We start from the raw sequence: 26,096 nt of genomic DNA, 5'->3' as shown, positions 1-26,096 counted from the left end.
CCGCACATGGCGCAGCACATAGACGAAAATCTCTTCACCGGGCCGATCGGCGCCGAATATCGCATGTTGGAGCTCATCTGCCCCAATGCGGCGTTGCTCGCCCGCAGGGTGGCGGATCGCGTCGCGCATTGGCGCGAGGGCGAAAAGCTCGAGGGGCTCGAGATCGGCTGCGGCACAGGCGTGAGCACGCTCCCGCTTCTCGCCGGGCGCGACGAATTGCATCTCACCGCCATCGACAGCGCCGCGAAAATGCTGGATCAGGCGCGCTCGCATCTCTCCGATCGGGTCGCGGCCGGCCGCGTCCAATTCGTCGAGGCCGACGCTCTCGGCTTTCTTCGCGGCCTCGCCGATGCGAGCCTCGATTTCGTCTCCTCGAATTATGCGGTCCATAATTTTCTCGACGACTATCGTCGCGAGACGTTGGCGGAGATATTCCGCGTGCTGAAGCCGGGCGGTCTCTTCGTCAATGGCGACCGCTATGCGATGGACGACCGCGCCGCTCATCTCGCCGCGACGCAAGCTGAGGTGAGAAGCTGGTTCCAGAAGCTCGGGGCGATCGGCCGCTACGATCTGCTCGAGGATTGGGTCGCCCATCTCTTCAGCGACGAATCGCCGGAGCATATAATGTATCTGGCCCCGGCGCTGGAGCGGATGGAAGCGATCGGCTTTTCCGACATTCGCGTCGAATATCGCGACGGCGTCGATACGCTGCTGACCGCGATCAAGCCTTAAAAGCGGCTCCACAAAAGAAAAACGCCGGACGTACCTCCGGCCCGGCGTTAGAGTTCTCGGCGGCTCGAGCCGTCGATCGCTCTTTGTCATAGCTAGCCTCCGGGCGTGACCGGACAATGACAAGAGCGCGGCGTCTGCGTGAAACGCGCCTGATTTTCGCAAAAGCGGTCGACGCGCCGTTAACGGTCGCACGGGCCTGTCGAACATCCGAAATCGAGCGAGACCAGCGAGAGCCGCTTGACGGCCTCTCATGTGTTCCGTATATGTTCTGTTGTTCGTCAAACGTTCCCTGCGTAAGTAAACAAGTCCCCTCGAGTTGTACGCGTCGCATCGAGGCTCGCGGCCGAAGGCGCCCCAGTGTCGCGCGTGGGCGTCCCGGCCGCGAGCCGAAGCGCGGCGACGCGCCTGCCAAGAAATGCCGGCTGGAAAAGGCCGGCAAGGAGATTGTCGCCATGGCGAGCTCGGCGAAACGTCTGGTGGAGAAGGCGGAGAAAAGCGATTGGCGCCGGGCGGCGCAGTCGAGCCGCGAGGCCATAGGCGCGGTCGTGAGTTTCTCCTCGGAGGAGCGCCCGATCGTCGATCCGGCGCGGCGGCGCGGGCGCGGCGCGCTCTCCAATGAGAGCGGCCGTTTCGAGCGCGAGCGGCGCGTCGAGACGGATGACGGCTGGAATTGCCTCGAGGAGCTCGGCGAGTTCCGCACCAATGTCCATATGGAGCGCGCCAAGACGATTGTGACGCGCAATGATTCGCCGGACATTTCCTTCGACCGGTCGATCAATCCCTATCGCGGCTGCGAGCACGGCTGCGTCTATTGCTACGCGCGGCCGAGCCACGCCTATATGGGCCTCTCGCCGGGGCTCGACTTCGAGACGGAGATTTTCGTCAAGGAGGGCGCGGCGCAATTGCTCGAGCGCGAATTGTCGGCGCGCAATTATTCGCCGAAGACGATCGCCATCGGCGCCAATACGGACCCCTATCAGCCGCTGGAGAAGCGCTACCGCGTCACGCGGAGCCTGCTCGAGGTCGCGAGCCGCGCCGATCATCCGATCGGCATCGTCACCAAATCCTCGCTCGTCGTGCGCGACATCGACATTCTCGCGCCCATGGCGCGCAAGGGACTCGTCAAGGTCGCGATCTCGATGACGACGCTCGATCCCGCGCTGGCGCGGGCGATGGAGCCGCGCGCCGCCTCGCCCGAGCGGCGCCTCGCCACGATCGAGCGGCTGGCGGAGGCCAAAATTCCCGTCGCGGTTCTGGTCGCGCCGATCATTCCGGCGATCAACGACGCCGAGATCGAGACCATATTGACGCGCGCCCACGCCGCCGGCGCGCGGGAGGCCGGCTATGTGATGCTGCGCCTGCCGCTCGAATTGCGGGAATTGTTCAGCGAATGGCTGGTCACGCATTTTCCGGCCAAGGCGCGGCATGTGCTGTCGCTCGTGCGCTCGGCGCGCGACGGCAAGCTCTATGATCCCTCCTTCGACAAGCGCATGACCGGAGACGGCCCCTACGCCTGGATGACCGGGCGCCGTTTCGAGCTCGCTTCGACGCGGCTCGGCTTTTCCCGCACGCGGCTGCGCGCGGATCTCTTTCGGCCGCCCCGCTGCGGCGCCGAGCAGCTCAGCCTGTTTTAGAGCGTTTTTTAGAGCGCTATCCGATCCGACTGGATCGGATAGCGCTCTAACATTCTTTCATTGGAGCGAATTCTGATCGATCGAACGATTCCGTTCGATCGGAAAGCGCTCTAGCGCCGATTGCCGGCGCTCGCTGTTCATGCTTTCTTGCGCAGCGAGACCCGCAGCACAGCCAGCCCGAAATGCCTCCCCATTTTCTCACCGAGACGCGCATTCTGGGCGAGGGTCGTCGGCCCGTCGCCGGCGTCGACGAGGTCGGGCGCGGCCCCCTCGCCGGGCCGGTCGCCGCGGCGGCGGTCATTCTCGATCCGAAGCGCCTGCCGGACGGGGTGGACGATTCGAAAGCCATGTCGGCCAAGGCGCGGGAGGAGGCCTTCGAGCGCATCGCCGCGCGCGCATTGGCGATCGGCGTCGCTTTCGCCAGCGTCGAGGAGATCGACGCGCTGAATATCCGCCGCGCGAGCCTGCTCGCCATGGCGCGGGCCGTCGCCGCGCTTCATATCGCGCCGGGCTTCGTTCTCGTCGACGGCCGCGATCTGCCGGAGCTCGCCTGCCCGGGCGAGGCGATCGTCAAGGGCGACGCGATTTGTCTCTCCATCGCCGCAGCGTCGATCGTCGCCAAAATCCTGCGCGACCGCCAGATGCGTCGCCTCGCCGCGTTCTACCCCCATTACGGATTTGCGACCAATGCGGGCTATGGCACGCCGGAACATCTCGCGGCCTTGCGGGCGCATGGGCCGACGCCGTTCCACCGCATGAGCTTCTCGCCGCTGCGAGAGGCGCGCGCAAACGCCCCCTGACGTTTTGTAAATATCTGGTGAACTTGCGATTTCTTAACGAAGCCGTGCGGAAAAGAGACAGCCGCGCACGGGCTTCCTAAACCCGGCTTTTACCGCGATCGGGCAATCTTCGCAGCGTTGGTTGCGTAGGCGGTGTTCCGTTCATGAGTAGCGCGCGCGTCGGGGCGGCCCGCCCCAAGTCCCAGATAAAGGTCTCGCGTACTGGGGCGTCGAATTTCGGGCCGCCTCGCGCGCCTAGCCGCGCGATTTCCCGCAACGCGGTCGTCGTCGGCGACAGCGTCGAGGTCATGCTGAGCCTGCCGGAGGAGAGCGTCGATCTCGTCTTCGCCGACCCGCCCTATAATCTCCAGCTCGCCAATAAGCTCACGCGGCCCGATCAGAGCCTCGTCGACGCGGTCGACGAGGATTGGGACAAATTCGCCGATTTTTCCGCCTATGACGCCTTCACGCGCGATTGGCTGGCGGCGGCGCGGCGGGCGATGAAGCCCTGCGCCACCATTTTCGTCATCGGCTCCTATCACAATATCTTCCGCGTCGGCGCGATCATGCAGGACCTCGGATTCTGGATCCTGAACGACATCGTGTGGCGCAAGAACAATCCGATGCCGAATTTCCGCGGCCGTCGCTTCACCAACGCCCATGAGACGCTGATCTGGGCGGCGCGCGACGCTTCGGCGCGCAATTACACTTTCCATTACGAGGCGCTGAAAGCCGGCAATGAGGATTGCCAGATGCGCTCGGACTGGCTGCTGCCGATCTGCTCGGGCGGCGAGCGCCTGAAAGACGCCAGCGGCCGCAAGACGCATCCGACGCAAAAGCCCGAGGCTCTGCTCTCGCGCATTCTGCTCGCCGCCAGCAATCCGGGCGATCTCGTGCTCGATCCTTTCTTCGGCTCCGGCACGACGGGAGCGGCGGCGCGGCTGCTCGGCCGCGACTATTTCGGCGTAGAGCGCGACCCGGTCTACGCCGCCGCGGCGCGCGCGCGCATTGCGGCGGTCTCGCCTCTGCCGGCCGAGGCGGTCGCGCCGGCGCCGACCAAGCGCGGCGAGATGCGCATCCCCTTCGCGTCCATCGTCGAGGCGGGGCTCGTCGCGCCGGGCGCGACGCTCACCGACGCCGGGCGCCGCCACAAGGCCGTCATCCGCGCCGACGGCGCGCTGACCATCGGCCCGGTGGTCGGATCGATTCACAAGATCGGCGCGCTGGTCCAGGGCCTGCCCGCCTGCAATGGCTGGACCTTCTGGCATTTCGAATCGGGCTCAGGCCTCGCGCCGATCGACGATTTGCGCGCCGTCGCCCGCGCCCGCCTGCGTGAGGCCGCGGAATAAAGCGCTTCCAGCCGAAGTGGACGCCGGTCCGGCGTTGGCGATCAGCGCGTCGGCGCCATCGACTTTTCTCGCGCGGCCAAAGCGGAGACGAAAGCGGCATAGCTCCAGGCGAGATTGCGCGCCGAGGCCGGCGCGCCCGTCGCCCTGTCGAGCTGCTCGGACATTTCCCCGGATTCGGGCGTGTGGCGGGCGATCGCGCGCAGAATGGAATCGCCGCGCCGTCTCAGGCGCAGCGCGAGCTCGTCGCCCTGCGCGGCGCCGAGAGACTCGCGGAAGCGCCGATTCTCTTCTTCGGCGACGAGCGCGCCGCCGCAGGCCACATGCGCGCAGAGGCGATAATAGACCTCGGCGGCCGCCAGCGCCGCGAAGAGAAAGACGCCGCCTCCGTAATAACCATCGCCGCGAAAGCGTCCGAGCAGCGGCGCGTCCTGCGGCGCGAGATCGGCATTGAGCGGAAACAGCTCGCCGAACAGACGCTCCAGCCGTTCGAGGGTCGATTGAACCCGCGGATCGAGGACGCTGTGCCGTCCCTGCGGCAAGCCCGCCTCGACGACGGCGAGGATGACGGCCGAATCGAGATCGAGATCGCCCGGCGTCTGCGCGGCTCTGATCGCCGAGAGATAATAGCCGTTTTCCGCGCTCCAATGATGCTCGAGCCCTGCCTGCGCCCGGACGGCCGCCGCCTCGCAGGCTGCTGCGGTTTGCCCCAATCCGGCCTCCCGCGCCCATTCGGCCCCGCGCGTCAGCGCCGCCAGGCCGACGAGGCGCATGTTGTAGTGATGGCCGAAGCGATATTCCCAGAGATCGAAGCAGGGCTCGTCCACTTTGGCGGCGAGGTAGACGAGATCGCGTTCGAGCAGAGCCTGCGCCGCCTGCGGCGCGTCCTGCGCGAACAGCGGCAGACGCCGCAGCAGCGCCAGAGCCCGCAAGGCCGGGCCGTCATATTGCGGCCTGGCCCATTTCAGCAGGTCGAGGCTGCCGTCCGGATTGACCCGCGCCTCTGCGAGGGCGTGATCGCCCACGATCTCCGCGAGCTCGGTCTCGCTGCGCAGATAGCGCGCGAGCTCGGGCTGCGATGTCGTCCCCGCGCCGCGCCTCGCGAGCAGGGCGGGGCCGTCGAGCCGACCGACCTCGAGACTGAACTGCACAAAGTCCCGCAAATGGCGCAGATGGGCGCGATCGGCCCATCCGTGCTCGATGGCGAGCGCGAGCGCGTCGACGACGACCGCGGAATCGCGCAGCCAATGGAAAAAGTAATCGGGCTTGGCGGCAGGGTCGGTCTCGGGAGAGGCGACGACCGAGCCCGGCCGAGGGGTGATCTTCTGGAAGAATTCGGGGCGCTCTCGCGTGAGCCCCGTCGCGGAGATCGACCGGAGCATGAGCGTGAGAGACGCTTCGAGCTGCCGCCGCGTCCATTCCTCCAAGGCGGGCGTTTCTTCCTCGTTCATCATGCTCGTTCATCTTGCGGGCCGGATTTCGCCGCATCGTCGCACGAATGGCTTACTTATTCGGGGCGCGGCCGACAAGCGCGGCCGCCCGGCCGAGGGAGAAGACGCATGGGCCCGCGCAATATTTTCGTCGATCTGCCGGAGAAGGCGCAGGAGGAGCAGTTTCTCCCTCTGCTCACCACGCCCGGCCTTCTCGTCGAGCGAATCGTCTCCTTCGGCCAGGCGAGCCCTCCCGGCTTCTGGCACGATCAGGAGGAGGCGGAATGGGTGATCCTTCTCGCCGGCTCCGCGGGCCTGCGCTTCGCCGATCGCGAAGAGATTTTCGTTCTCGCGCCCGGCGACTATCTCGAGATCGCCGCGCATCGGCTCCACCGGGTGGAATGGACCGATGCGGCGTTGCCGACCGTATGGCTCGCGGTCCATTTCCGCGGCGACGGCGCCTGACGCGGCGCCCGCCTGTCGGAAACCGCCCATGTTATATACATAACAATATAGGATAGCCGGCGTCGCCGGCGCGATGAATTATATCATCTGACTGATTCTACTAGAAAATATATTGCATGAGCGCTGGCGCGCGGCTTGCTTCCCCCTGCTTCAAGATCAGGAGTGAGCGATGCGCCCTCGACACGAATTTTTGACGCCGCGGCGGAAGCGCCCCTTGGCCGTCATATTGGGAACGAATGAGATCGCTTCGGCGGTCGCCGTGCATATGAACCGGATCGGCTGGGCCTGCGTGCTCAGCCATGATCCATTTCCGCCCGTCATTCGCCGCCGGATGGCGTTTCACGACTGTCTCTATGGCGAGCGCATCACACTCGAGGAGGTCGCCGCCGAACGCGCCGACACGACGATGGAGCTCGTCGAAATCCTCGACTACACGACCAAGGTCGCGGTGACGCCGATGCAGTTCCACGATCTCGTGGCGGTGCGCACGGCCCATGCGCTCGTCGACGCGCGCCTGCAGAAATATCGCGCGACGCCCGATCTCAGGCATCTCGCCAAGGTCGCGGTCGGGCTCGGGCCCAATTTCGCCGTCGGCCGCAATTGCGATATCGCCATCGAGACCAAGCCCTCGCAGGCCGGCCTCATCGTTCGGGAAGGCGCGACCGAGCCGGCCGACCATGTTCCGAACCGCCTCGGCGATGTCGGCGAGGAGCGATTCGCCTATTCGGCCAAGCAGGGCCTGTGGCATTCGGCGATCGACATAGGCGTCCTCGTGTTCAAGGATTTCGTCGTCGGCCATCTGGACGGCGAGCCGGTCGCCGCGCCGCTCGACGGCGTGCTGCGCGGCGTGGCCCGCGACGGCCTGCAAATCCCTGCTGGGGTCAAGCTTCTCGAGATCGATCCGCGCGGCCGCTCCGCCAAATGGACCGGCATAGACGAGCGATCGGCGCTGGTCGCGAGCGCCGTCGGCCGGGCGATCCGCGTCGAGCTCGCCAAACGCGAGGCGACGCCGATCGACGGGCCTTTTGTCGCACACTGACATTCCTGTCCCCAATGTGACAGCGGCGTCGCATTTCAGCTATATTTTGTCACATACAGGTCGCGGCGTCTCGAGGAGGCCGTAAGATGCGAACGGATACGGATGCGCCGCAGGTCGGCGTGATTTTGAAGCTGCCCAATGGCGGGGTGCTCGCGCCGGCGGATCTCGAGCTGATCGACGCCGTGCGCAAGGAGCGCTCGATCATCGGCGCGAGCCGGGCGCTCGGCCTGTCCTATCGCAAATGCTGGCTCTCGGTGGACGCGCTCAACCGGACCTTCGAAAGCCCGGTCGTGGCGACTTTCCCCGGCCGGCGCGAGGGTGGGGCGCAGATCACGCCTTTCGGCGAGCGGCTGGTGAGCGTCTATCGCTCCATCGAGCGCCATGCGGCCAATTCGGCCAAGCGCACGCTGGACGAGATCATCGGCGCGCTCGACTGGTCCTATCAGAAGACGGCCAATGACGCGGAACCGGAGCCTCGTCGGGATCGAGCGTCCGACCGCTGATCGCGATCGTCTTGATCATCGCCCAGGCCGACAGTCCTTCGACCAGGGCGAGCCGCTCCACCGATTCATGGGTGATCAGCGCGTCGACGCGCGCGCCGCCGAGCGAAATGCCGGCGCGCGCGAAGGGCGGCGGCAGAACCTCGATCTCGATGATCTTGCCCGGCAGGCGATTGAGAATGGACACATCCATCGGCCGCGAAAGGGCGATGGAGACGTCGCGCGCGTCGATCTGCGCCTCTATCGCCGCGCCGACCGCGGCCTCGACGAGCGGCACACGCAACTCTCCCCCGGCGAAGAACAGCGTCGAGAGGCCGGCCTGCGCATCGTGACGCAGGACGCGCGCCGGAAAAACCGACACGTAATCATGGGTTCGAGCGAAAAGCGGCGTCGTCTTGTCCAGCATGATCGCCGAGCAAGCGAGAAATACGCCAATCTCATATTTTAATAGGGAAATGGGCGCTTTTTACAGCGAAAACGGCGCATAAGGCGCGTCGACGGGCCTCGGCCGGGACACGGACGCCGCGCGGCGGCGTCCGTCGATTCGTCAGTTCGGATTGCGGGCGGCGATCGCCTCATATTGCTCGCGGGTCAGACGGAAATAGCCGCGGCCGCCGGCGCGCGCCTCGAATTTGTCGCCGGCGCGCTTGCACAGCAGGTTGAACCAAGCCTGCTTGTCGAGATGGGCGGGAAGTCCATTGATTTCCCAGACGGTCGTATCGGGGCGGAAACGCACCATGATGATGACATTGTCGCCGACCGCGGTCGCGACGCTGGCGTCCTTTTCCGCCGGCTCGACAGCCGAGGGAACATTCGCGGGGACAGTCGCGACATGGCCGACTTCCGTCGAGACCTCTGAAGAAACATTCGGTTGCACATCGTCCTCCATCTTCGCCGTGTTTCGCGGCGCTCTCCGAATTCTCGGGCCTTCGACGGATCGGCCGAGCCGGCGTCTTTGCCCGAAAACATTTCCTTCTATGCGAGCCGTATACCAAACTATATTGCAAAAGTTCCAGACTGGGAGATTTTCGCCTGCGGCATAAGGTCACCGTCGTCATGCGCGCCGGGGCTGCGAATGCGCTGCGAATGGCGCCGCTTTCGCAAGAAAGGCCAGATTCTTGCTTGCTCGCAAAACCCGTATCAACTGAAGCCGATGAGAGCCGTCATGTCCGACAGACATTCCTGCGTCCTCGTTCTCGGCATCGGCGAAACGGCCTCCGCCATCGCGCGTGAGCTGTTCCTCGCCGATCATATCGTCGCCCTTCACGAGGCGGCGCCGCCGCCCGATCTGCGCCGCAAAATGACCTTTTCGGACGCCTGGTTCGACGGTTCGAGCGTGCTCGAGGGCGTGGAGGCGCGCCGCGCCGATCTCGTCGCCGAATTCATGCTCGGCCTGCGCAGCCGCATGTTCGTGCCGGTGCTCACGCATCCGCTCAATGAAATTCTCGAGCGCTGGCCCTGGGAGGTCGTCGTCGACGCCGAAATGGCGCCGCGCAAGGACCCTTTCTCGGTCAAAAATCTCGCCGGCCTCACCATAGGCGTCGCGCCGGGCTCCAATCCGGGCGAGAACTGCGATCTCGCCGTCGACGCCTATGGCAAGGATCCGGGCGCGATTCGTCGGCCCGGCGACGGGCCGGGCCCGCGCGCGGAGGCCGATCTGGCGGAGGCGGAGCCCATTCGCGCGCCGGCCGCCGGACTCTTCAAAATGTTCAAGGACATAGGCAATATCGTCGAGGCGGGCGAAGCCTTCGGCGCGATCGACGGCGCGCCGGTCCTCACGCCCTATGGCGGCCGCATCCGCGGGATCATCAAGCAGGGCAGGGCGGTCGCCATCGGCACGCCCGTCGCCGACATCGCCGCCTCGAGCGGCGCTCAGGTCGCCGGCATGACCGCGCGCAACCGGCTCATCGCGCGCGGCGTGTCCTTCGCCATAGAGATGCAGGCGGAAGGTTGGACGCCCTTCTCATGGGACGCCTTTCTGGAGGGCGGCGGCGGGCTCTCCATCTAGTCGAGGCGCAGAGACGAGCCGAGTAGGACTTCATCGCCCGGGGGCGGGTTGAAATAATAGCTGCGCCCTCCCAGCGATCCTACATAGAAATCGCTCGGCCCGCGGCGGGACATTCTGAATTGGACGAGCGTATTTGGAACAGCCAGCGTGAGGCCTTGCTTATCGGACGCGACGAGTTCGACCTCGAGCGATTCTTTCGGGCGATCTAAATCCGTAATGGTTATTCGGCTTCTCACGACGATACTCCGCAATATGAGTTTCGAATGAAATGTGCCGACGAGTCTGATTGAGCGTTGGTCCAGACCATAATAGTCGATTTTGGACTAGTCTGAAAAGGGCTTTATGTGCCGAAGCTCATCCCTCGCGACCGGAGCCGCGCGGCATGGGCCACTCGGTCCACAGCGAAGCCTATAAAGATCTCCTTGCGGTTTTGATCGCCGCGCGTGAAGAAGCCAATCTCACTCAGGCGGAGCTCGGGCAGCGTCTCGGCGCGACGCAGTCCTTCATATCGAAGTGCGAGCGAGGTGAGCGCCGCCTCGACGTGGTCGAGTTCGTCGAATTCGTGCGAGCGATGAACGCCGATCCGAGCGCGGTCTTCGCACGTTTTATCGCGCGCGCCTTCGGCCGGCCGTAGAAAAGCGGAGCTTTGCTCAGCGCGGCGGCAGCCGGGACGACGGCTTGCCGTCGGCCCCGGTGAAGGGGAACAGCCCGCCCTGGAAACATTGCGACATATGGGTCGCCTTGGCGATGGCCTGCTCGGCTTCGACAGAGGGGAGATTTTCGCGCGCCGCCTCTGTGAAGAGCTCCAGCCAGCGCGCGAAATGTTCGGGCTCGACCGGCAGATCGATGTGAACCGCGAAAGGATGTCCCTGGTAGCGATCCGTGCCGAGCAGCGATTTCGACCAGAAATTCGCGATGACGTCGAGATGATGGTCGAGTTCCGGTATGGCGCCGAAAATCGGGCCGAGCAGCGGGTCGGCGAGGCCCTTGTCGTAGAAAGCGCGAACGCAGGTCGAGATCGCGACTTCGATCGTCGCGCGATCGGTCACGACGCTCGCTTCGGGGGAATCCGACATTGTCTCTCCTCCTGTTCCTGTGACGATACAGCAAGGCGGGCGCCAGAGGTCGCTGGAGTCTGTTCATGTTTCATTGACGCGTTTCCAACGCCGAACCGGCCTCCGCTTCGGCCGGAAACGCATTAATCCGCGTTGAAGCGCACGGCGCCGAAATGTGAGACGTCATAGCCGCCGAACCGCGCGGCGCGCTCCTTGAACGTCTCGCCCGCGCAAAAGCGCATCAGCCTCTGCCAGGGCGGGTCGAAATAGGCCTTGCGCCAGACGACGAGGTCGAAGCGTTCGACGATCTGCGGCGCGAAGTCGAGGCCGAACTGACGCGCGCTCGCCTCGAGGCCGAGGCCGATGTCGGCGCGTCCCGCGGCGATCGCCGAGGCGAGATCGGTCTCCGTGCGCTCCACCGCGGGAACGAGGCGCAATTGCTCGCGCTTCAGCCCTTCTCGCTCGAGCAGCAGGGACAGGACGAGCTCGCTGCCGGCCTCCGGCTGACGCGACTGAAAGGCGAGGTCGCGCGCATCGGCGAGGCAGGCGATACGCCGCGGCAGTCCCTTGCGAAACATCAGCCCGCGACGGCGCTCGGCCCATTCGATGACGACGATCGGCTCTCCCGCGAGTTGTTTGGCCACCGTCTCGACATTCCAGCCGCCGCCCGGCTCGGGAATATGCAGGCCCGCGGCGATGCAGCCGCCCGCGGCCGCCCGCTCCAGTCCGTCCAGCGCCCCGTCGAGCAGAGCGGCGACGCCGCAGCGCGATTCGCGCAACGCCCATTCGAGCAGCGGGTCATGGCCGCCGGCCACGACGAGCGGCCGCGACGCGGTTTCCGCGCGAGGCGCCCGGCCGCTCGCGCCAGCCGCCAGCCACTCCTCGATTTCGCCCCGCGGAAACAGCAGCTTGCCGGTCACTCGGCGCACCGGCAGAGCGCCTTCGGCGGCGAGATCGTAGACCTTGCGTTCCTTGACGCGCAGAAGGGCGGCGAGCTCGCGCGTGGTGAGAAATTCAGACATTGTGCGTTTTTTCCGATACGCGGAAAAAATAACATGACGTTCGGCCGTCGACAATCTCATCTGCAAATTGAAAGCGCATGATTTGCGCGTGTCCGCGCGACGGCATGCGGCTTTTTCATGCAAATTCATGTAAAAGACTCACCGTTCGGAAAAATATATGCATAACTGTGACAGGGCTCGCACATCGGGCCGAACATCGGAGTGGTTCTCATGGCCAAACTGGCAAGTCCGGCGCTCGTCGCCGCTTTTCTGTCGCTGAATTTCACCCCCGCCTTCGCCGAAGCGCCTGCGGCCGGCGCCGACAAGGCAACCGGCGCCAAGACGGTGACGGTGTTCGCGGCGGCGAGCCTCAAAAATGCGCTCGACGACGCGGCAGCGGCCTATAAGAAGAAGACGGGCGTCGAGGTCTCGATCAGCTATGCCGCTTCGCTGCCGCTCGCCAAGCAGATCGAGGCCGGCGCGCCGGCGGATATTTTCATCTCGGCCGACACCGCCTCCGCCGATTATCTCTCCTCGCGCGGCCTGCTGAAGGAGGGCGCGCGCACCAATCTGCTCGGCAACAGCCTCGTGCTCGTCGCGCCGAAGATCACGGGCGGGAAGAAGGTCACGCTGGAAAAAAGCGCGCTGCTCGGCGCGCTCGGCGACAGCGGCCGCATCGCCACCGGCGATCCGGCCTCGGTGCCGGTCGGCAAATATGCGAAAGCGGCGTTGCAGCAGCTCAATCTGTGGGAGGATCTCGAATCGCGCTTCGCTTTCGCGGAGAATGTGCGCGCCGCGCTGCTCTTCGTCGCGCGCGACGAGGCGCCGCTCGGCATCGTCTATCTGACCGACGCGCTTTCCGAGCCGAAAGTCTCGGTCGTCGCCACCTTCCCGGCGTCCACCCATCCGCCGATCGTCTATCCTTTCGCGCTGACCGCCTCCTCGACGAGCGACGCCGCGGCGAAATTCTTCGCCTATCTGAAGGGTCCGGACGCCGCGGGCTTCTATAAGAAGCAGGGCTTCGCCGTTCTGCGCTGACCGACAGACAAAGGCGCGGCTGCGCGCCGCGCGGCTTTCGGCTTTCCCTCGCCGTCGCTCCGAGGTTATCTTCGGGCGGCGAGGGACCCGGGCGGCGAGGGACCAATGACCATTGCGCAAAATCCCGAGGCGGCTCGGCAGGCGGCGTCTCTACCGCGCCTCGACCGCGCCCGTCTCGCCGAACTGGCGGAGGCGGCGCTCACGGCCGCGACGCGCGCCGGGGCGAGCTACGCCGATATTCGCATCGGCGAGACGCGCCGCCAATTCGTCCAGGCCAAGGAAGAGCGGCTCGACGAATTTTTCGAGAGCTCCAGCCCCGGCTTCGGCCTGCGCGTGCTCGTCGACGGCTGCTGGGGCTTTTACGGCGCGCGCGCGCTCGAGCCCGGAGCCATGGCCGCGGCGGCAGAGCGCGCCATCCACAACGCCCGCGCCGTCGCGCCCATCCGCGTCGCGCCGGTGCGGCTCGAGGAGACCGAACCGCATGAGGCGGAGTGGATCATGCCGCTCGGGATCGATCCTTTCGCCGTGGACGCGCCGGAAAAGGTTCGTCGCCTCATCGAGGTCAACGCCGCGGCGCTGGCGGCGGGCGCGGATTATTGCGTCTCCTCCTTCTCCTTCGCCACGGAGGAGCGGCTCTTCGCCGACAGCCGCGGCAGCCGCATCTTCCAGTCGCGCACGCGCGCGCAGCCCTCTTTCGAGGTCACGGTGATCGACAAGGGCTCCGGCCGCTATGCGACGCGCGAGAGCCTCGCCCCGGCGCGCGCCGCCGGCTGGGACTATGCGCTTTCCTGCGATCTGATCGGCGAGGCGGCCCGAGCGGTCGAGGACGCGCGCCGAAAGCTCGACGCGCGGCCGGTCGAGGCGGGCGTGACCGATGTCGTCATCGATCCCACCAATCTCTGGCTCACCATTCACGAGACCGTCGGCCATTCGACCGAGCTCGACCGCGCGCTCGGCTGGGAGGCGAATTTCGCCGGCACGTCTTTCGTCAAGCCGCATATGCTGAACACGCTGCGCTTCGGCAGCGAGCTGATGACGATTCTCGCCGATCGCTCGCAGGAGGGCGGGCTCGCCAGCGTCGCCTTCGACGACGATGGCGCGCCGCGCGAGCGCGCCGAATTCGAGATCGTCTCCAAAGGCGTGTTCCGCAATTATCAGATGGCGCTCGGACAGGCGCATCTCATCGGCGCCGAGCGCTCCAACGGCTGCGCCTATGCGGACGATACGACCGCCTTCCCCATTCAGCGAATGCCCAACATCTCGCTCGCGCCCAATCCCGACCGCTGCTCGCTCGAAGAGCTGATCGGCGGCGTCGAGAAAGGCCTCTATATCGTCGGCGCGGGAAGCTGGAGCATCGACCAGCAGCGCGACAATTTCCAATTCGGCGGGCAGATGTTCTACGAGATCCGCGACGGCAAGCTCGGCGAGCCCGTGCGCGACGCCGCCTATCAGGGACGCACCATATCGTTCTGGAATTCACTCGACGGGCTCGGCGATTCCTCCACCTATCGGCTCTGCGGCTCCTTCACTTGCGGCAAGGCCGAGCCGATGCAGCTCGCGCCCGTCTCCCATGGCGCGCCGGCCGCGCGCTTCCGCGATGTGACCGTGCTGAACACGGCGCGCGAGGTGTGATTCTTTCCTCCCGCTCACGGGGAGACGCGGCTACCGGGCGATGCGCGAAGCAATCGATTTGCATCGTCTCGTCATCGCGCGCGCAGCGAAGCGATCTGAGGGGCCGCCCCGCGCCTGCGGACTGTCGCCTGCGGCTCGCAACGTCGCTCGGGCGGTCGATGAGCCGGCGCAAAGGCGTCCCAATATCCGAGCCGCCGTTGCGCGGCGGACACAGGCTCCGGAGCGCATTATATTCCGCGACGGGTCCGGCGGGCGCCGGAGCCCAGTCGAATGAAGAGAGGCCGGCCATGTTCCTGACGCGAGACGACGCTCATGCCCTCGCCTTGCGCCTGCTCTCCTTGTCGAAAGCCGATTCCTGCGTGCTTCACGTCGACGGCGAGGAGGCGCAGAGCCTGCGTTTCGCCGGCGGCGGCGTGACCACCAATGTCGCGACCGCGCGGGTGAAGACGCGCATCGAGTCGCATGTCGGCGGGCGCATCGGCGCGGTCTCCGTGGGCGGGCTCGACGCGGGCGAGCTCGCCCGCGCCGTGGCGCGCTCGGAGGAGATCGCGCGCCTGCTGCCGGAGGATCCGGAATTTCTGGCGCCGCTCGGCGCGCAGGCCTATCCCGTCTCCGCGCGCTACGACGAGGCGACCGCCGCGCTCGATCTCGGCTTTCTCGCCGAGGCGTCGGCGCGCGTCATCGCCGAGGGAGCCGCGCGCTCGGTGAATATGTTCGGCTGCGCGGCCGCCGGGCGGCGATTTGCGGCGCTGGCGTCGAGCAGCGGCCTCTTCGCCTATGACCGGGAGAGCTTCATCGATCTCTCGACGACGGCGCGCCATCGGAGCGACGGCTGGTCCGGCTGGGCGGGGGCGCGCCATTTCGCCATGGCTCGCCTCGATCCCGCCGCCATCGGCCGCCGCGCCGCGCTGAAGGCCGCGCGCGACGAGGAGCCGCTCGATCTCGAGCCCGGACGCTACACGGTGATCCTCGAGCCGACGGCGGTGGGCGAGCTCGCCCAATGGCTGATGTGGATGCTGCGCGCGCGTCCCGCCGACGAGGGCCGCAGCTTCTTCTCCCGCCCCGGCGGCGGAACCAAGCTCGGCGAGAGGCTGTTCGGCGCCGATTTCTCCATCCGCTCGGATCCGGGCGACGAGATCGCGCCGGAAGCCCCCTTCGGCGAGGAGGGCCTCGCGCAGGCGCCGCGGCGCTGGGTGGAGAAGGGCGTGCTCGAGAGCCTGTCGCGTCCGCGATTCTGGGCGCGGAAGACGGGGGCTGAGGCCATTCCGCAAGCTGCGAATTTCACCGTGGCGGGCGGGCCGACCAGCCTCGAGGAGATGATCCGCCGCACGCCGCGCGGCATATTGGTGACGCGCTTCTGGTACACCAATCTCGTCGATCCGCGCAGCCTTCTGCTCACCGGGCTGACGCGCGACGGCAATTTCCTCGTCGAGAATGGCGAGATCGTCGCGCCGGCGCGCAATATGCGCTTCAATGTGAATCTGGGCGGCGTCTTCTCGCGCATCGCGGCGATCGGCAACAGCGAGCGCGTGAAGACGGAGATGGGGGGCGCTGCGATCTGCGCGCCGCCGATGTTGATCGAGGGCTTCGAATTCTCTTCGAGGTCGAGCGGAATATAGCAGTCCGTCATCGCGAGGAGCGTAGCGACGAAGCGATGACGGCCGCAGTACGACATCACGTCGCCGCCTCACGAGACGCGCGGGGCCTCGTCGTAGGATTTCTCCTCCACGATCGCCGAGCCGCAGGCGAGATTGATGCGACGCTTCAATGCCGCGCGATGGTCGTTGCGCTGATAGACGCTGCGGGCGAGCGCGATGAATTGCGGGCCGAAATCGCTGCGCTTCTCGCAATTGCGAATGCTGTCCTCGATGTCCCAGAGCGCGAGATTGGTGTCCTTGAGCTGTCGCGCCAGCGCGTCGAGCGCGCCGCCCGCAAATCCGCGATCGTCGCGCAGCCCTTGCAGCAATGCGAGCTCGCGCGCCACATTGGCGCGCTTTTCGGCGTCGGCGATCTTCTCCGCCTTTATCTCGAGAATGGTGATGCGATCGATGAGATCGCCGACAGAACCCGGAATGAGAATGGCTTCCGCCTCGGCGGGCCGGGCGCTAGAGTCTTTCCGTGTTTCAATGAAACACGGAAAGACTCTCGGTTTTTGTGTCGACGCGTTTCCTGACGCCGAACCGGCGCCCACTTCGGCTGGAAGCGCTCTAGGCGCCGCGAGCGCTTCGAGCTCTCGCGCCATGCGCGCGAAGACGTCGCGCCAATCGCCGCGCTCGCGCTGACGGAACAGCCGCGCGCTGCGATACCAGGGACTATCCTCGCGCTCCAATTGCCAGCGCCATTCCGGCGCATGTTTGATCGCGATCCACACCGGCTTGCCGAGCGCTCCTGCGAGATGGGCGATGGAGGTGTCGATCGTCACGACGAGATCGAGATTTTCGATGACCGCCGCCGTATCCAAGAAGGCGTCCGGTCCGGCGTCGAAATCCTCGCCCAGCGTCTCGACCCGCATGGGCGCGTCGCGCAATTGATCGGCGCCGAAATTCTTCTGCAGGCTGATGAGCCGCACGCCGCCGACGGCGCCGAGCGGCGCGAAGGCGGCGAGCGGCGCCGCGCGCATATGGTCGGAGCGCGAATGCGAGCTGCCGTGCCAGGCGATTCCGACCTTCAATCCCTCGCCGGAAAGACGCTCGCGCCACAGCGCGATGCGCTCTGGCTCGGCGCGAAGATAAGGCTCGCCCGATATCGTCGTCGCGCGCGTCCCGAAGGCGCGCGGCAGGCTGCATAGCGTGACGCAATAGTCATAGGCCGCGTCCTCCGGGGGCGCGGCGACGATCTCCACCTCCTCGCCGAGGCCGCGCATCACGCGTTGCAGCGAGGGGCGGCAATGATAGGCGACCTTCGCGCTGGCGCGCGCCAGCATCGGCGCATAGCGGATGAATTGCAGCGCGTCGCCCAGTCCCGCCTCGTCCAGCACGATGATCGATTTGCCGGCGACGGGCTCGCCGCGCCATTCCGGCCAGCGATAGGCGACATCCGCCTTGGGGCGGTCGTCGAGCACCCAGCGATGCTCGAAAAGCTCCAAGCCCTCTTCGAATTCGCCGAGCAGCAGCAGCAGCGCGCCCTTATTGGCCTTCGTCTCCGCATGGCGCGGATCGATGGCGAGGGCGCGGTCGAATTCGGCGCGCGCCTCGTCGAAGCGGCCGAGCTCTTTCAGCACGATGCCGCGGCCGCAATGCACATCGGCCTCGTAATCGGCGAGGCGCAGGGCCTCGTCGAAGGAGGAGAGCGCGGCGTCGAGCTCGCCGCGGCGCATCTCCACCATTCCGCGGCAGCGCCACGCCAGCGCGAATATGGGATCGACGGCGATGGCGGCGCGCGCGGACGCATGCGCCTCCTCGAGCCGGCCGAGCTCGAATAGCGTCATGCCGCGATTGGTGAGAAGCTTCGGATCATCGGGCGCGCGCGCGAGCGCCTCGTCGAAAACCGCCAGCGCCGCGCCATGTCGCTTCGTTTCATGAAGCGCATTGGCTTTTGTCAAAAGCGCGGGCGCATGGCCCGGCGCGATCGACAGCACCGTATCGCAGAAAGAAGCGGCCTCCTCGAAGAGGCGCAGCGCGACGAGCGCGGCCAGCGCGCCGTCGGCCGCATCCAGACAAGAAGCGTCGAGAGCGAAAGCGCGCGCGAAACAATCGAGCGCCTCTTCGTGGCGCTCGAGGCGCGCGAGCGAAACCGCTCTGTTGCGCAGCAGCACGGGATCGGCCGGCGTCGACGCGAGGGCGCGGTCATAATCCTCTATCGCGCGCGCGTCCTCGCCGATCGCGTGCAGCGAGAGGCCGCGATTGGCGAGGGCCTGCGCATGGTTCGGCGCCTGCGCCAATAACTTTCCGTAGGCTTCGACGGCCGCGGCGCTGCGCCCGGCCATTTGCAGCGCGGCGCCGTAATTCAGCCAGCCCTCGATATTGCCGGGGTCGAGTCGCAGCGATCTTTCATGATCGGCGATCGCGGCGTCCAAGCGTCCGGATTTTTGCAGCGTGACCGCGCGCCCGTAGAGCGCCTGCGCATGATCGGGATCAATCGCGATCGCTCTGCCGAAATGATCGATCGCCGCTTGGTCCTGCCCGAGCGCGACGCGAATGAGGCCGGCGAGATAGCTCGCGAAGGCGTGTTTGTCGACCAGCGCGCGGCATGCGTCAATTTTGCGCACCGCGCTCGTGAGATCCTCGGACTGCAGGCTCGCCATGAGATCGGCGAGAAACGCGCTCGCGTCTGTCGGCGTCGGCGCGCCGTCAAATCGTTTCTGCTTTTTCGATTTCAACGAGGTAGCCTCGGCGCAGAGGGACGAAACCTTCGACTAGCGAGGCGAGCTTGCCTCGAACTGACGTTACAGTGTTGCACTGATTGCGTCAGTGCGATGCAATGACGAATTGTGTCTCGTTAGTAATGCCGAAACTCCCGAAATCGCTTAATCGATCCGGTCGGGGAGAGCGCGCGGCGATTCGCCCAGCGGCAAGCGCGTCCGGCGGTCGACAAGAATTGCGGGAGGAAAAAATGACCGGGTCTTTCAAGGGTGGCTCGTCGCTCGACGATAGTTTGGCGTTCATGGAGATGGACGAGTCCGCCCGCATCGCCCTTCGCCAGGTCAAGCCTGTCGTCTCGAAGGCGCTCGGTCCGGTTCTCGACCGTTTCTACGACAAGGTTCGCGGCGATGCGAAATTGCGCGGCTTCTTCTCGGACGATCGCCATATGGCGGCGGCGAAATCCGCGCAGATGCGTCATTGGGCGCAGATCACAGAGGCCGAGTTCGGCGCCGAATATGTGCGCATGGTGACCGCCGTCGGTCAGGCCCATGCGCGCATCGGTCTCGAGCCGAGCTTCTATATTTCCGCTTATGCGTTCATCACCGAGAGCCTGATCCAGGCCATTGTCGAGGACAACCTCTCGGGCTCCATGCTCGCCGGCAAGGCTCGCGTCGATCGCACTTCCCGCGGCGTCGCGGCGCTCGTGAAGGCAGTCTTCCTCGACATGAATCTCTCCGTCTCGGTCTATCTCGACGTGCTGCGCGAGCGCCATCGCTCGGCGGAGGAACAGCGCGCCGAGGCGGAGGCGCATCAACGCCATGCGCTCGATGTCATGGCGAATGCGCTCGGGGAGCTCGCCCGCGGCGATCTGCAGCGGCGCGTCACCGACCATCTCGCCGGCGGCTTCGACAAGATCAAGGAAGACTTCAACAATGCGGCCGCCAAGCTCTCCGCCGCCTTCTCCGAGGTCGGCGAATCGGCGAGCGCGATCCGCTCGTCGAGCGTCGAGATCGCCAAAGCGTCCGACAATCTCGCACGGCGCACGGAGGCGCAGGCCGCCAATCTCGAAGAGACGGCGGCCGCGCTCGAGGAGATCACCGCGACGGTGAACAAGACCGCCGACAGCACGCGCCATGCGAGCGAGGTGTTCGAGGTGACGCGTTCCGACGCCGAGAAGGGCGGCGTCATCGTGCGCGACGCGGTGGAGGCGATGCGGCGCATCGAGAATTCGACGCGCGACATCGGCAAGATCATCGGCGTCATCGACGAGATCGCGTTTCAGACCAATCTCTTGGCGCTCAACGCCGGCGTCGAGGCGGCGCGCGCGGGAGAGGCGGGGCGCGGCTTCGCCGTCGTCGCCTCCGAAGTGCGCGCGCTGGCGCAGCGCTCGGCCGAGGCGGCCAAGGAGATCAAGGCTCTGATCGCCGCTTCGACCGCGCAAGTCGAGAGCGGCGTCGTGCTGGTGACGGAGACCGGCGCGGCGCTGGAGCGCATCGTCTCGCAGGTCGGCGAGGTGAGCCGTGTCGTGACGGACATTGCGGCCGGCTCTCGCGAGCAGGCGACCGGCCTCACCGAGGTGAACCGCGCCGTGGGTCAGCTCGACAGCATGACGCAGCAGAACGCCACCATGGTGGAGGAGACGACCGCGGCGAGTCACAGCCTCGGTCATGAGGCGGAGGAGCTCGCCGGCCTCATCTCCGCGTTCCGCTTCGGGCGGAGCGACGGCGCGCGTCCTGCCTCGGTCCCGCGCGCGAGCGAGCGGCGCGGCGAGGCGGCGGCCGCGCTTCGACGCCTCGCCTCGGCCGGCGGTCGCGGCGCTCCGGCTCCCGCAGCCGACGAAAACTGGGAGGAGTTCTGATCCCCTAGAGCGCTATCCGATCCAGGAGGATCGGACAGCGCTCTAACTTTCTTTCTTTGGAGCGAATTCTGATCGATCGAACGATTCCGTTCGATCGGAAAGCGCTCTAGCCTTCAGCGGCCGCGCGGCTAAGTAGTTTCCACAGGAAGTCTGTCGCGCGCGCCTGCCTTATCAAGCTGCCGATCCCTCGCGAGGCGCAAGCTCTCGCCTCCATATCGAGCCGGAACGCGCGCGCGCCGACGGTTCGAACGCGACCTTCCAGCGAGCGCCGCCCGCGGTCGCGCCACGGCGGGAAGGACTTTCCCGGCTCGGGCGCACACGACGCCCGCGTTCCGCGGAAGGGGAGAGGATGTCGGTGGACGAACAGGGCGATCAGGTTCGGGAAATCGAGGATCTGCGGCGGCTTCTCGTCGAGGCCGGGCAGAGTCGCGACCTCGGCGACGCCGAAACGGCGCCGTCGTCCGAAAGATCGCGGCGCGACGACTCGACGCATTTCTGCCGCAGGCTGCTCGAGCAGATGCGCGAAGGCTCGCTCGAGCTCGCGCCCGACGGCGCGATATTGCGTTGCAATCGCCAATTTCGCGAAATGATCGGGCGACCGGCGGCGCAGCTCATCGGCGACGACATTCTCGACCATGTCGCGCCCGATCAGGCGGAACGCTTCGCGGCGTTCTTCGCAGCGCCGGAGACGGCGGCCCGCGAGTTCGAGCTTCGCCGCGCCGACGGCTCGCTGTTGCCGGTGAGCGTCGCGCTCGGCGTGGTGGCGGCCGATGGCGCGCGGCCGCGCCTCGCCATCGTCACCGATCTCACCCAGACGAAATGGATGGAGCGCTCCTTCGCGGCGACCGAGGCGCTGCGCGAGCGTGAGAAATGGTCGCGCCTCGCAGTCGCGGCGGGCCGCGTCGGCACGTTCGACGTCGATCTCGTCACCGGCGCGAGCCGCTTTTCTGTCACCATGCACGAGATCCTCGGTCTGGCGCCGGATCAGACGCTTGGCTTCGCCGAGGCCGACGCCATGTTGCTCGAGGACGACAAGCGGGATTTCGAGAAGAAGCTTCTCGACGCCCGCATGGGCGCGAAGAATGGCGAATGGAGCCATGAGATGCGCATGAGGCGCATGGACGGCGCCCTGCGCTGGATCGCCTTGGCCGGAAAATTCGAATTTCGCAGCACGTCGCGCGGCGTCGTCGCGACGCGCGCGATCGGCGCCGCGATCGATGTGACCGATCGGCGCGAGATCGAGGATTCTCTGCGGCGCAGCAATGAGCGTCTGCGCCTCGCGCTCGCCGCGGGCGCCATCGGCAGCTGGGAATACGACGTCGCCGCAGGCGTCGCCGACGCCGACCAGAAATATCGCGAAATCTTCGGACTTCCCGCCGATCTGCCGTTCGCTCTGGATATCCTCTTCGCGCTCGTTCATCCAGACGACGTCGCCGCGGCGCGAGATTCGATGCGCTGCGCGCTCGATGCGCGCGAGGAAGGCCGGCGCGAGGCCGAATATCGCATCCGCCGGATGAGCGACGGCGCCGAGCGATGGATCGCCTCGCGCGCCCGCACGCTGTTCGAGAACGGCCGCGCCATCCGCCTCATCGGCGTCGTCATCGACATAACGGAGAAGAAGGCGACAGAGGCGGAGCTGCGCGAGAAGGCGCGCCTCGCCGATCAGCTCGCCGGCATCGCCGCCTCCGTGCCGGGGCTCATCGCATCCTATCGGCTGGGGCCGGAGGGCAAGGCCACCATGCCCTACGCCTCGGCCAATGTCGAGGATATCTACGGAATGGACGTCGAGTCGCTGCGCCAGGGCGGCGACGGTAAATTCGCGCGCCTGCATCCGGACGATCTGCCGCGCGTGCTCGCGAGCATCGCCGAATCGGCGCGTTCGATGACCGTGTGGCGCGAGAGCTATCGCTACAATCATCCGCGCAAGGGCTGGATCTGGGTGGAGGCGCAATCGCGGCCGACGCGCGAGCCCGACGGCGCGATGATGTGGCACGGCTATCTGCAGGACGTCACCGAGCGCAAGCGCATCGAGCAATCGCTCGTCGACAAGGAGGCGCGTCTCCATGCGACGGTCGAGGGCGCGCATGATGCGATCCTCACCCTGGACGAGAAGGGCGTCATCCAGTCGTTGAACTCCGCCGCAGTGCGCATGTTCGGCTACGCCGAGGCAGAGGCGATCGGCGCGCATGTCGAGACGTTCGTGCCGGTGCGCCTGTTCGGCGGCCGCAAGGCCAGCGTCGGCGCGCGCTTCTTCGACAGCCGGGAGACGCTGGGCAATGTCGTGGAGACGCAGGGCCGCCGCAAGGACGGCGCGCTCTTTCCTGTCGATCTCGCCGTCAACGAGGCCTCCTATCACGGACGCCGCCTCTATATCGCCTTCATCCGCGATCTGACCGAACGGCGCAAGATCGAAGCGCGCATGCGGAAGCTGCACGCCGAGCGGCTCGATGCGGTGGGCGAGCTCGCGGCCGGCCTCGCGCATGAGCTCAACCAGCCGCTCTCGGCCACGGCCATCTATCTGAAGGCGGCGCGCCGGCTTCTGCAAATGCCCGAAGATCAGCGGCCCGCCAATGTGGAGGACGCGCTCGACAACGCCGCGACGCAGATCGTGCGCGCCGGCCAGATCATCGCTCATCTGCGCGAGTTCATCGCGCGCGGCGAGCCGGACAAGACCCTTCAGAACCTGCACGACATCGTCGACGAAGCGCATGAGCTCGTCATCGTCGAGGCCAAGCGGTCGAGCATCAATGTCGTGTTCCGCCTCGACGCCGGCGACGACCGCATTCTCGCCGATCGTGTGCAGATCAAGCAGGTGCTCGTCAATCTCATGCGCAACGCCCGCGATGCGATGAGCGCCTCGCGCACCCGCAGGATGACGATCTCGACGTCGCCTGCGGGCCGATCGATGATCCGCCTCGACGTGGCCGATACGGGATCGGGCCTCTCCGAGGAGGCGCGCGCGAGCCTGTTCGAGCCTTTCGCCACGACGAAGCCGAGCGGCCTCGGCGTCGGCCTCACCATCGCGCGCTCGATCGTCGAGGCGCATTACGGAACGATCTGGGCCGGGCCCAACAGCGACGGCGGCGCGACATTCAGCTTCACCCTGCCGCTCGCCGCGACGGAGGAGGAAGAGTGAGCGAGCCGACCGTTCATGTGATCGACGACGACGCCGCCGTCCGCGACGCGCTGCGCTTGCTGCTGACGACCGAAGGACATGACGTCGTGACGCATGAATCGGCGGTCGAATTCCTCGCCGGCGTCGATCGCTCGGGCACGGGTTGCATCATCACCGACGTGCGCATGCCGGACATGACCGGCATGGAGCTCTTGCTGAGGGTGAAGAACATGGGCCTGTCCCTGCCCGTCGTGGTGATCTCCGCTCACGCCGATGTGCCGCTCGCCGTGCAGGCGATGAAGGAAGGCGCGCTCGATCTCTTGGAGAAGCCCTTCACCGACGAATCCCTCTTGTCCGCCGTGCGCCAGGCGCTCGCCTATGACAGCGGCAAGCGGGCGCGCGATCTGCAGGCGCAGGAAATCCAGCGCCGCCTCACCACGCTGACGAGCCGCGAGAACGAGGTGCTCGCCGCGCTGCTCAAGGGCCAGCCCAATAAGATCATCGCCCATGAGCTCGGCATCAGCGTGCGCACGGTCGAGGTCCATCGCGCCAATGTGATGGCCAAAATGCAGGCCGGCAGCCTGCCGGAGCTCGTGCGCATGTCGCTCGTGCAGCCGCCGCAGATCGACCGCGAGGCCGAAAGGCCGGACGAAGCGCCGCACGATGGGTGATCGAAAATTGGCTGTGGGATTGTGACGCTCTGCTATCATGCGCGTATAGGTAGAAAAGTCGAGATTTTGCGTTGGCCCTCGCGAGCGCGGCAACCGAGTCTGACGCTTCGGTGGCGCATTTTGGAACGGAAGCTGCTGTGTTTCGATCGCAAATCGCCGAGCCGCGAGCCAGAGCCCTATTGGTCTGCATCGCCGACAGGCGCCCGCCGCGCGAGCCGCGACGGGCGCGACCGCCGGGCGCGCTCGAATTGTCGGGCGCGACGCTGCTGCGACGATGGGAGACGACCGGCCTCCCCTTCGTCTTTGTCGAGCGTGATCTCGCTTTGCAGCGGACCGCCTCCGATGCGGCGGCGGCCGGCCCGCCGCGCTTCGCCGGGGAGGCGGTCCACGCCGCGCGGCGGCCGACGGCGGACGGCTTCCTGCTCCGGGCGGAACGGCCGTCGCTGCTGCGCGATCCGAGCTTCGTGCGGCTGTTCGAGCGTCTCGGCGGGCCGCTGCTGATTCTGCTCGGCGACGAGCTCGGCGATCTCGCCGTGGAGACGGCGGTCGACGGTTTTCTCGCCGGCCATCCGATCATCGTGGTCAAAGACGCCTGGCCGTTTCCTCTCGATGACGAAACGGAGGTTTCCGCCGCCCGCGCCGCCGCTCTGCCGCTTCTCTCCTGCTTCGCCCGACTGATGGGCGCGAGCGAGCTGGCGCGGGATTGGACGGGCGCCGACTGATCCTCGCCCCGGCGGGCGTCGCGCGGCTTGTTTCCGGGCGCTGCTTGGGCCAGTCTCCCTGCCGCGGCGCAACGACGCCAGGCAGGGGGAGAGAGCAATGGATATCAAGGAGCGGCTGAAGGACATCGGCGAGCGCGCCAAGCGCATCATTTTGTCGCCCAAGACGGAATGGGAGGCGATCGAGGCCGAGCCCATCGCCGCGGTCGATCTCTATCGCAACTACATCCTCTATCTGGCGGCCGTGCCGGCGATCGCCAATTTCCTCGGCGGCTGGCTGTTCGGCTTTTCGCGCGGCGACAATGTCGTCCATTACACGCTGTTCGGCGGCCTCATGCGCGCCGCCCTGCAATATGGGCTCGCCCTGCCGCTGCTCTATGGCGTCGCTCTGGTGATCTCGCGCCTCGCGCCGAGCTTCGAGGGCAAGACCGACGATCTGCGCGCTCTGAAGCTCGTCGCCTACTCCTACACGCCGATCTGGCTCGCCGAGGTATTCGGCCTCGTTCCGGGCCTGCGCTGGCTCGACGTGCTCGGCGTCTACGCGATCTATCTCTTCTATGTCGGCGTCTCGCGGCTCATGCGCAGCAAGGAGGAATATTCCGACGTCTATACGGCGGCGGCTCTCGTGACGGGCATAGTCGCGGCCTTTCTGCATGGCGCGATCGTCCATATGCTCGTCCCCACGCCGACGGTGTGACGAGCGCCGCGGGCGCGCCGCGAGTGTGCGGCGCGCCCGTCATCGAAGGTGCGGAGAGACGAAGCGATTCAGAGCC

The 26,096-nt window shown here is 66.4% G+C and carries 23 protein-coding genes; 17 read left to right on the top strand and 6 right to left on the bottom strand.

Annotated elements, in window-relative coordinates; translation table 11 throughout:
- The first annotated feature begins 6 nt into the window (after positions 1–6).
- The 4 genes from Mspo_RS01155 (at position 7) to Mspo_RS01140 (ending at position 4,494) form a co-directional block, all read left to right on the top strand.
- Positions 7–732, top strand: a complete 726-nt coding sequence (locus tag Mspo_RS01155; protein WP_159726096.1) for a class I SAM-dependent methyltransferase — start codon at positions 7–9, stop codon at positions 730–732.
- A gap of 452 nt (positions 733–1,184) precedes the next feature.
- On the top strand, positions 1,185–2,366 hold the full coding sequence (locus Mspo_RS01150) for a PA0069 family radical SAM protein (protein ID WP_159726095.1): 1,182 nt from the start codon (positions 1,185–1,187) through the stop codon (positions 2,364–2,366).
- A gap of 182 nt (positions 2,367–2,548) precedes the next feature.
- The gene (locus tag Mspo_RS01145) at positions 2,549–3,166 is read left to right on the top strand and encodes a ribonuclease HII (protein ID WP_159726094.1); all 618 of its coding nucleotides are present in this window, start codon (positions 2,549–2,551) and stop codon (positions 3,164–3,166) included.
- Positions 3,167–3,309: 143 nt separating this feature from the next.
- Positions 3,310–4,494, top strand: coding sequence for a site-specific DNA-methyltransferase (locus tag Mspo_RS01140; RefSeq protein ID WP_305847240.1), 1,185 nt, complete (start codon positions 3,310–3,312; stop codon positions 4,492–4,494).
- Positions 4,495–4,535: 41 nt separating this feature from the next.
- On the opposite strand, the gene Mspo_RS01135 is transcribed toward Mspo_RS01140, so the two are convergent.
- A complete protein-coding gene (locus Mspo_RS01135) occupies positions 4,536–5,942 on the bottom strand; it encodes a glycoside hydrolase family 15 protein (protein ID WP_159726092.1) in 1,407 nt (468 codons plus the stop codon).
- Positions 5,943–6,050: 108 nt separating this feature from the next.
- Here Mspo_RS01135 and Mspo_RS01130 point away from each other — a divergent pair, with 108 nt between their 5' ends.
- From Mspo_RS01130 to Mspo_RS01120, 3 genes are all read left to right on the top strand, one after another.
- Positions 6,051–6,386 carry a cupin domain-containing protein gene (locus Mspo_RS01130; protein WP_159726091.1) on the top strand — a complete coding sequence of 112 codons (336 nt, stop codon included), beginning with the start codon at positions 6,051–6,053 and terminating at the stop codon, positions 6,384–6,386.
- 169 nt (positions 6,387–6,555) lie between these two features.
- A complete protein-coding gene (locus Mspo_RS01125; RefSeq protein WP_201281594.1) occupies positions 6,556–7,425 on the top strand; it encodes a xanthine dehydrogenase in 870 nt (289 codons plus the stop codon).
- Positions 7,426–7,511: 86 nt separating this feature from the next.
- The gene (locus Mspo_RS01120; RefSeq protein WP_159726090.1) at positions 7,512–7,928 is read left to right on the top strand and encodes a winged helix-turn-helix domain-containing protein; all 417 of its coding nucleotides are present in this window, start codon (positions 7,512–7,514) and stop codon (positions 7,926–7,928) included.
- Here the strand turns inward: Mspo_RS01120 and Mspo_RS01115 are convergent.
- Positions 7,843–8,331, bottom strand: a complete 489-nt coding sequence (locus tag Mspo_RS01115) for a TOBE domain-containing protein (RefSeq protein ID WP_159726089.1) — start codon at positions 8,329–8,331, stop codon at positions 7,843–7,845. The two genes, Mspo_RS01120 and Mspo_RS01115, sit on opposite strands and share 86 nt — an antisense overlap.
- Positions 8,332–8,472: 141 nt before the next feature.
- A complete protein-coding gene (locus Mspo_RS19760; RefSeq protein WP_244613021.1) occupies positions 8,473–8,802 on the bottom strand; it encodes a hypothetical protein in 330 nt (109 codons plus the stop codon).
- A 288-nt stretch (positions 8,803–9,090) separates the two neighbouring features.
- Here Mspo_RS19760 and Mspo_RS01105 point away from each other — a divergent pair, with 288 nt between their 5' ends.
- Both Mspo_RS01105 and Mspo_RS01100 read left to right on the top strand, forming a co-directional pair.
- Entirely contained in the window at positions 9,091–9,933 is an 843-nt protein-coding gene (locus tag Mspo_RS01105; protein WP_159726088.1) for a hypothetical protein, read from the top strand.
- Between the two features lie 382 nt (positions 9,934–10,315).
- Positions 10,316–10,567, top strand: a complete 252-nt coding sequence (locus Mspo_RS01100; RefSeq protein ID WP_159726087.1) for a helix-turn-helix domain-containing protein — start codon at positions 10,316–10,318, stop codon at positions 10,565–10,567.
- Positions 10,568–10,583: 16 nt separating this feature from the next.
- Here the strand turns inward: Mspo_RS01100 and Mspo_RS01095 are convergent, their stop codons facing one another.
- Both Mspo_RS01095 and Mspo_RS01090 read right to left on the bottom strand, forming a co-directional pair.
- Entirely contained in the window at positions 10,584–11,009 is a 426-nt protein-coding gene (locus tag Mspo_RS01095) for a group III truncated hemoglobin (RefSeq protein ID WP_159726086.1), read from the bottom strand.
- Positions 11,010–11,131: 122 nt separating this feature from the next.
- On the bottom strand, positions 11,132–12,010 hold the full coding sequence (locus tag Mspo_RS01090) for a helix-turn-helix transcriptional regulator (RefSeq protein ID WP_159726085.1): 879 nt from the start codon (positions 12,008–12,010) through the stop codon (positions 11,132–11,134).
- 210 nt (positions 12,011–12,220) lie between these two features.
- Between Mspo_RS01090 and modA the strand changes: the two genes are divergently transcribed.
- The 3 genes from modA (at position 12,221) to Mspo_RS01075 (ending at position 16,278) form a co-directional block, all read left to right on the top strand.
- Complete coding sequence (gene modA, locus Mspo_RS01085; protein WP_159726084.1) at positions 12,221–13,027, top strand: molybdate ABC transporter substrate-binding protein; 807 nt, start codon at positions 12,221–12,223, stop codon at positions 13,025–13,027.
- Positions 13,028–13,132: 105 nt separating this feature from the next.
- Positions 13,133–14,659, top strand: a complete 1,527-nt coding sequence (locus tag Mspo_RS01080) for a TldD/PmbA family protein (protein ID WP_159726083.1) — start codon at positions 13,133–13,135, stop codon at positions 14,657–14,659.
- A gap of 287 nt (positions 14,660–14,946) precedes the next feature.
- The gene (locus tag Mspo_RS01075; protein WP_159726082.1) at positions 14,947–16,278 is read left to right on the top strand and encodes a TldD/PmbA family protein; all 1,332 of its coding nucleotides are present in this window, start codon (positions 14,947–14,949) and stop codon (positions 16,276–16,278) included.
- 68 nt (positions 16,279–16,346) lie between these two features.
- Here Mspo_RS01075 and Mspo_RS01070 read toward each other — a convergent pair whose 3' ends face one another.
- On the bottom strand, positions 16,347–18,977 hold the full coding sequence (locus Mspo_RS01070) for a DUF6165 family protein (protein ID WP_159726081.1): 2,631 nt from the start codon (positions 18,975–18,977) through the stop codon (positions 16,347–16,349).
- Between the two features lie 233 nt (positions 18,978–19,210).
- On the opposite strand from Mspo_RS01070, the gene Mspo_RS01065 reads away from it, so the two are divergent.
- The 5 genes from Mspo_RS01065 (at position 19,211) to Mspo_RS01045 (ending at position 26,020) form a co-directional block, all read left to right on the top strand.
- Entirely contained in the window at positions 19,211–20,818 is a 1,608-nt protein-coding gene (locus Mspo_RS01065; protein ID WP_159726080.1) for a methyl-accepting chemotaxis protein, read from the top strand.
- Between the two features lie 349 nt (positions 20,819–21,167).
- Complete coding sequence (locus Mspo_RS01060) at positions 21,168–23,954, top strand: PAS domain S-box protein (protein ID WP_159726079.1); 2,787 nt, start codon at positions 21,168–21,170, stop codon at positions 23,952–23,954.
- On the top strand, positions 23,951–24,604 hold the full coding sequence (fixJ, locus tag Mspo_RS01055; RefSeq protein ID WP_159726078.1) for a response regulator FixJ: 654 nt from the start codon (positions 23,951–23,953) through the stop codon (positions 24,602–24,604). Before Mspo_RS01060 ends, fixJ begins: the two co-directional genes overlap by 4 nt.
- 137 nt (positions 24,605–24,741) lie before the next feature.
- A complete protein-coding gene (locus tag Mspo_RS01050) occupies positions 24,742–25,326 on the top strand; it encodes a hypothetical protein (protein ID WP_159726077.1) in 585 nt (194 codons plus the stop codon).
- A 97-nt stretch (positions 25,327–25,423) separates the two neighbouring features.
- Entirely contained in the window at positions 25,424–26,020 is a 597-nt protein-coding gene (locus tag Mspo_RS01045; protein ID WP_159726076.1) for a Yip1 family protein, read from the top strand.
- Positions 26,021–26,096: the final 76 nt, after the last annotated feature.

This window comes from Methylosinus sp. Ce-a6 (assembly GCF_009811655.1).
Lineage (GTDB): Bacteria > Pseudomonadota > Alphaproteobacteria > Rhizobiales > Beijerinckiaceae > Methylosinus.
This window is presented reverse-complemented; position numbering and strand designations above follow the sequence as displayed.

What these genes read in the sequence shown, in the direction of transcription:
- Mspo_RS01155 (WP_159726096.1), top strand. Translation starts at nt 7, where the DNA reads ATGGCGCAGCACATAGACGAAAATCTCTTCACCGGGCCGATCGGCGCC.
- Mspo_RS01150 (WP_159726095.1), top strand. Translation starts at nt 1,185, where the DNA reads ATGGCGAGCTCGGCGAAACGTCTGGTGGAGAAGGCGGAGAAAAGCGAT.
- Mspo_RS01145 (WP_159726094.1), top strand. Translation starts at nt 2,549, where the DNA reads ATGCCTCCCCATTTTCTCACCGAGACGCGCATTCTGGGCGAGGGTCGT.
- Mspo_RS01140 (WP_305847240.1), top strand. Translation starts at nt 3,310, where the DNA reads ATGAGTAGCGCGCGCGTCGGGGCGGCCCGCCCCAAGTCCCAGATAAAG.
- Mspo_RS01135 (WP_159726092.1), bottom strand. Translation starts at nt 5,942, where the DNA reads ATGAACGAGGAAGAAACGCCCGCCTTGGAGGAATGGACGCGGCGGCAG.
- Mspo_RS01130 (WP_159726091.1), top strand. Translation starts at nt 6,051, where the DNA reads ATGGGCCCGCGCAATATTTTCGTCGATCTGCCGGAGAAGGCGCAGGAG.
- Mspo_RS01125 (WP_201281594.1), top strand. Translation starts at nt 6,556, where the DNA reads ATGCGCCCTCGACACGAATTTTTGACGCCGCGGCGGAAGCGCCCCTTG.
- Mspo_RS01120 (WP_159726090.1), top strand. Translation starts at nt 7,512, where the DNA reads ATGCGAACGGATACGGATGCGCCGCAGGTCGGCGTGATTTTGAAGCTG.
- Mspo_RS01115 (WP_159726089.1), bottom strand. Translation starts at nt 8,331, where the DNA reads ATGCTGGACAAGACGACGCCGCTTTTCGCTCGAACCCATGATTACGTG.
- Mspo_RS01105 (WP_159726088.1), top strand. Translation starts at nt 9,091, where the DNA reads ATGTCCGACAGACATTCCTGCGTCCTCGTTCTCGGCATCGGCGAAACG.
- Mspo_RS01100 (WP_159726087.1), top strand. Translation starts at nt 10,316, where the DNA reads ATGGGCCACTCGGTCCACAGCGAAGCCTATAAAGATCTCCTTGCGGTT.
- Mspo_RS01095 (WP_159726086.1), bottom strand. Translation starts at nt 11,009, where the DNA reads ATGTCGGATTCCCCCGAAGCGAGCGTCGTGACCGATCGCGCGACGATC.
- Mspo_RS01090 (WP_159726085.1), bottom strand. Translation starts at nt 12,010, where the DNA reads ATGTCTGAATTTCTCACCACGCGCGAGCTCGCCGCCCTTCTGCGCGTC.
- modA (WP_159726084.1), top strand. Translation starts at nt 12,221, where the DNA reads ATGGCCAAACTGGCAAGTCCGGCGCTCGTCGCCGCTTTTCTGTCGCTG.
- Mspo_RS01080 (WP_159726083.1), top strand. Translation starts at nt 13,133, where the DNA reads ATGACCATTGCGCAAAATCCCGAGGCGGCTCGGCAGGCGGCGTCTCTA.
- Mspo_RS01075 (WP_159726082.1), top strand. Translation starts at nt 14,947, where the DNA reads ATGTTCCTGACGCGAGACGACGCTCATGCCCTCGCCTTGCGCCTGCTC.
- Mspo_RS01065 (WP_159726080.1), top strand. Translation starts at nt 19,211, where the DNA reads ATGACCGGGTCTTTCAAGGGTGGCTCGTCGCTCGACGATAGTTTGGCG.
- Mspo_RS01060 (WP_159726079.1), top strand. Translation starts at nt 21,168, where the DNA reads ATGTCGGTGGACGAACAGGGCGATCAGGTTCGGGAAATCGAGGATCTG.
- Mspo_RS01045 (WP_159726076.1), top strand. Translation starts at nt 25,424, where the DNA reads ATGGATATCAAGGAGCGGCTGAAGGACATCGGCGAGCGCGCCAAGCGC.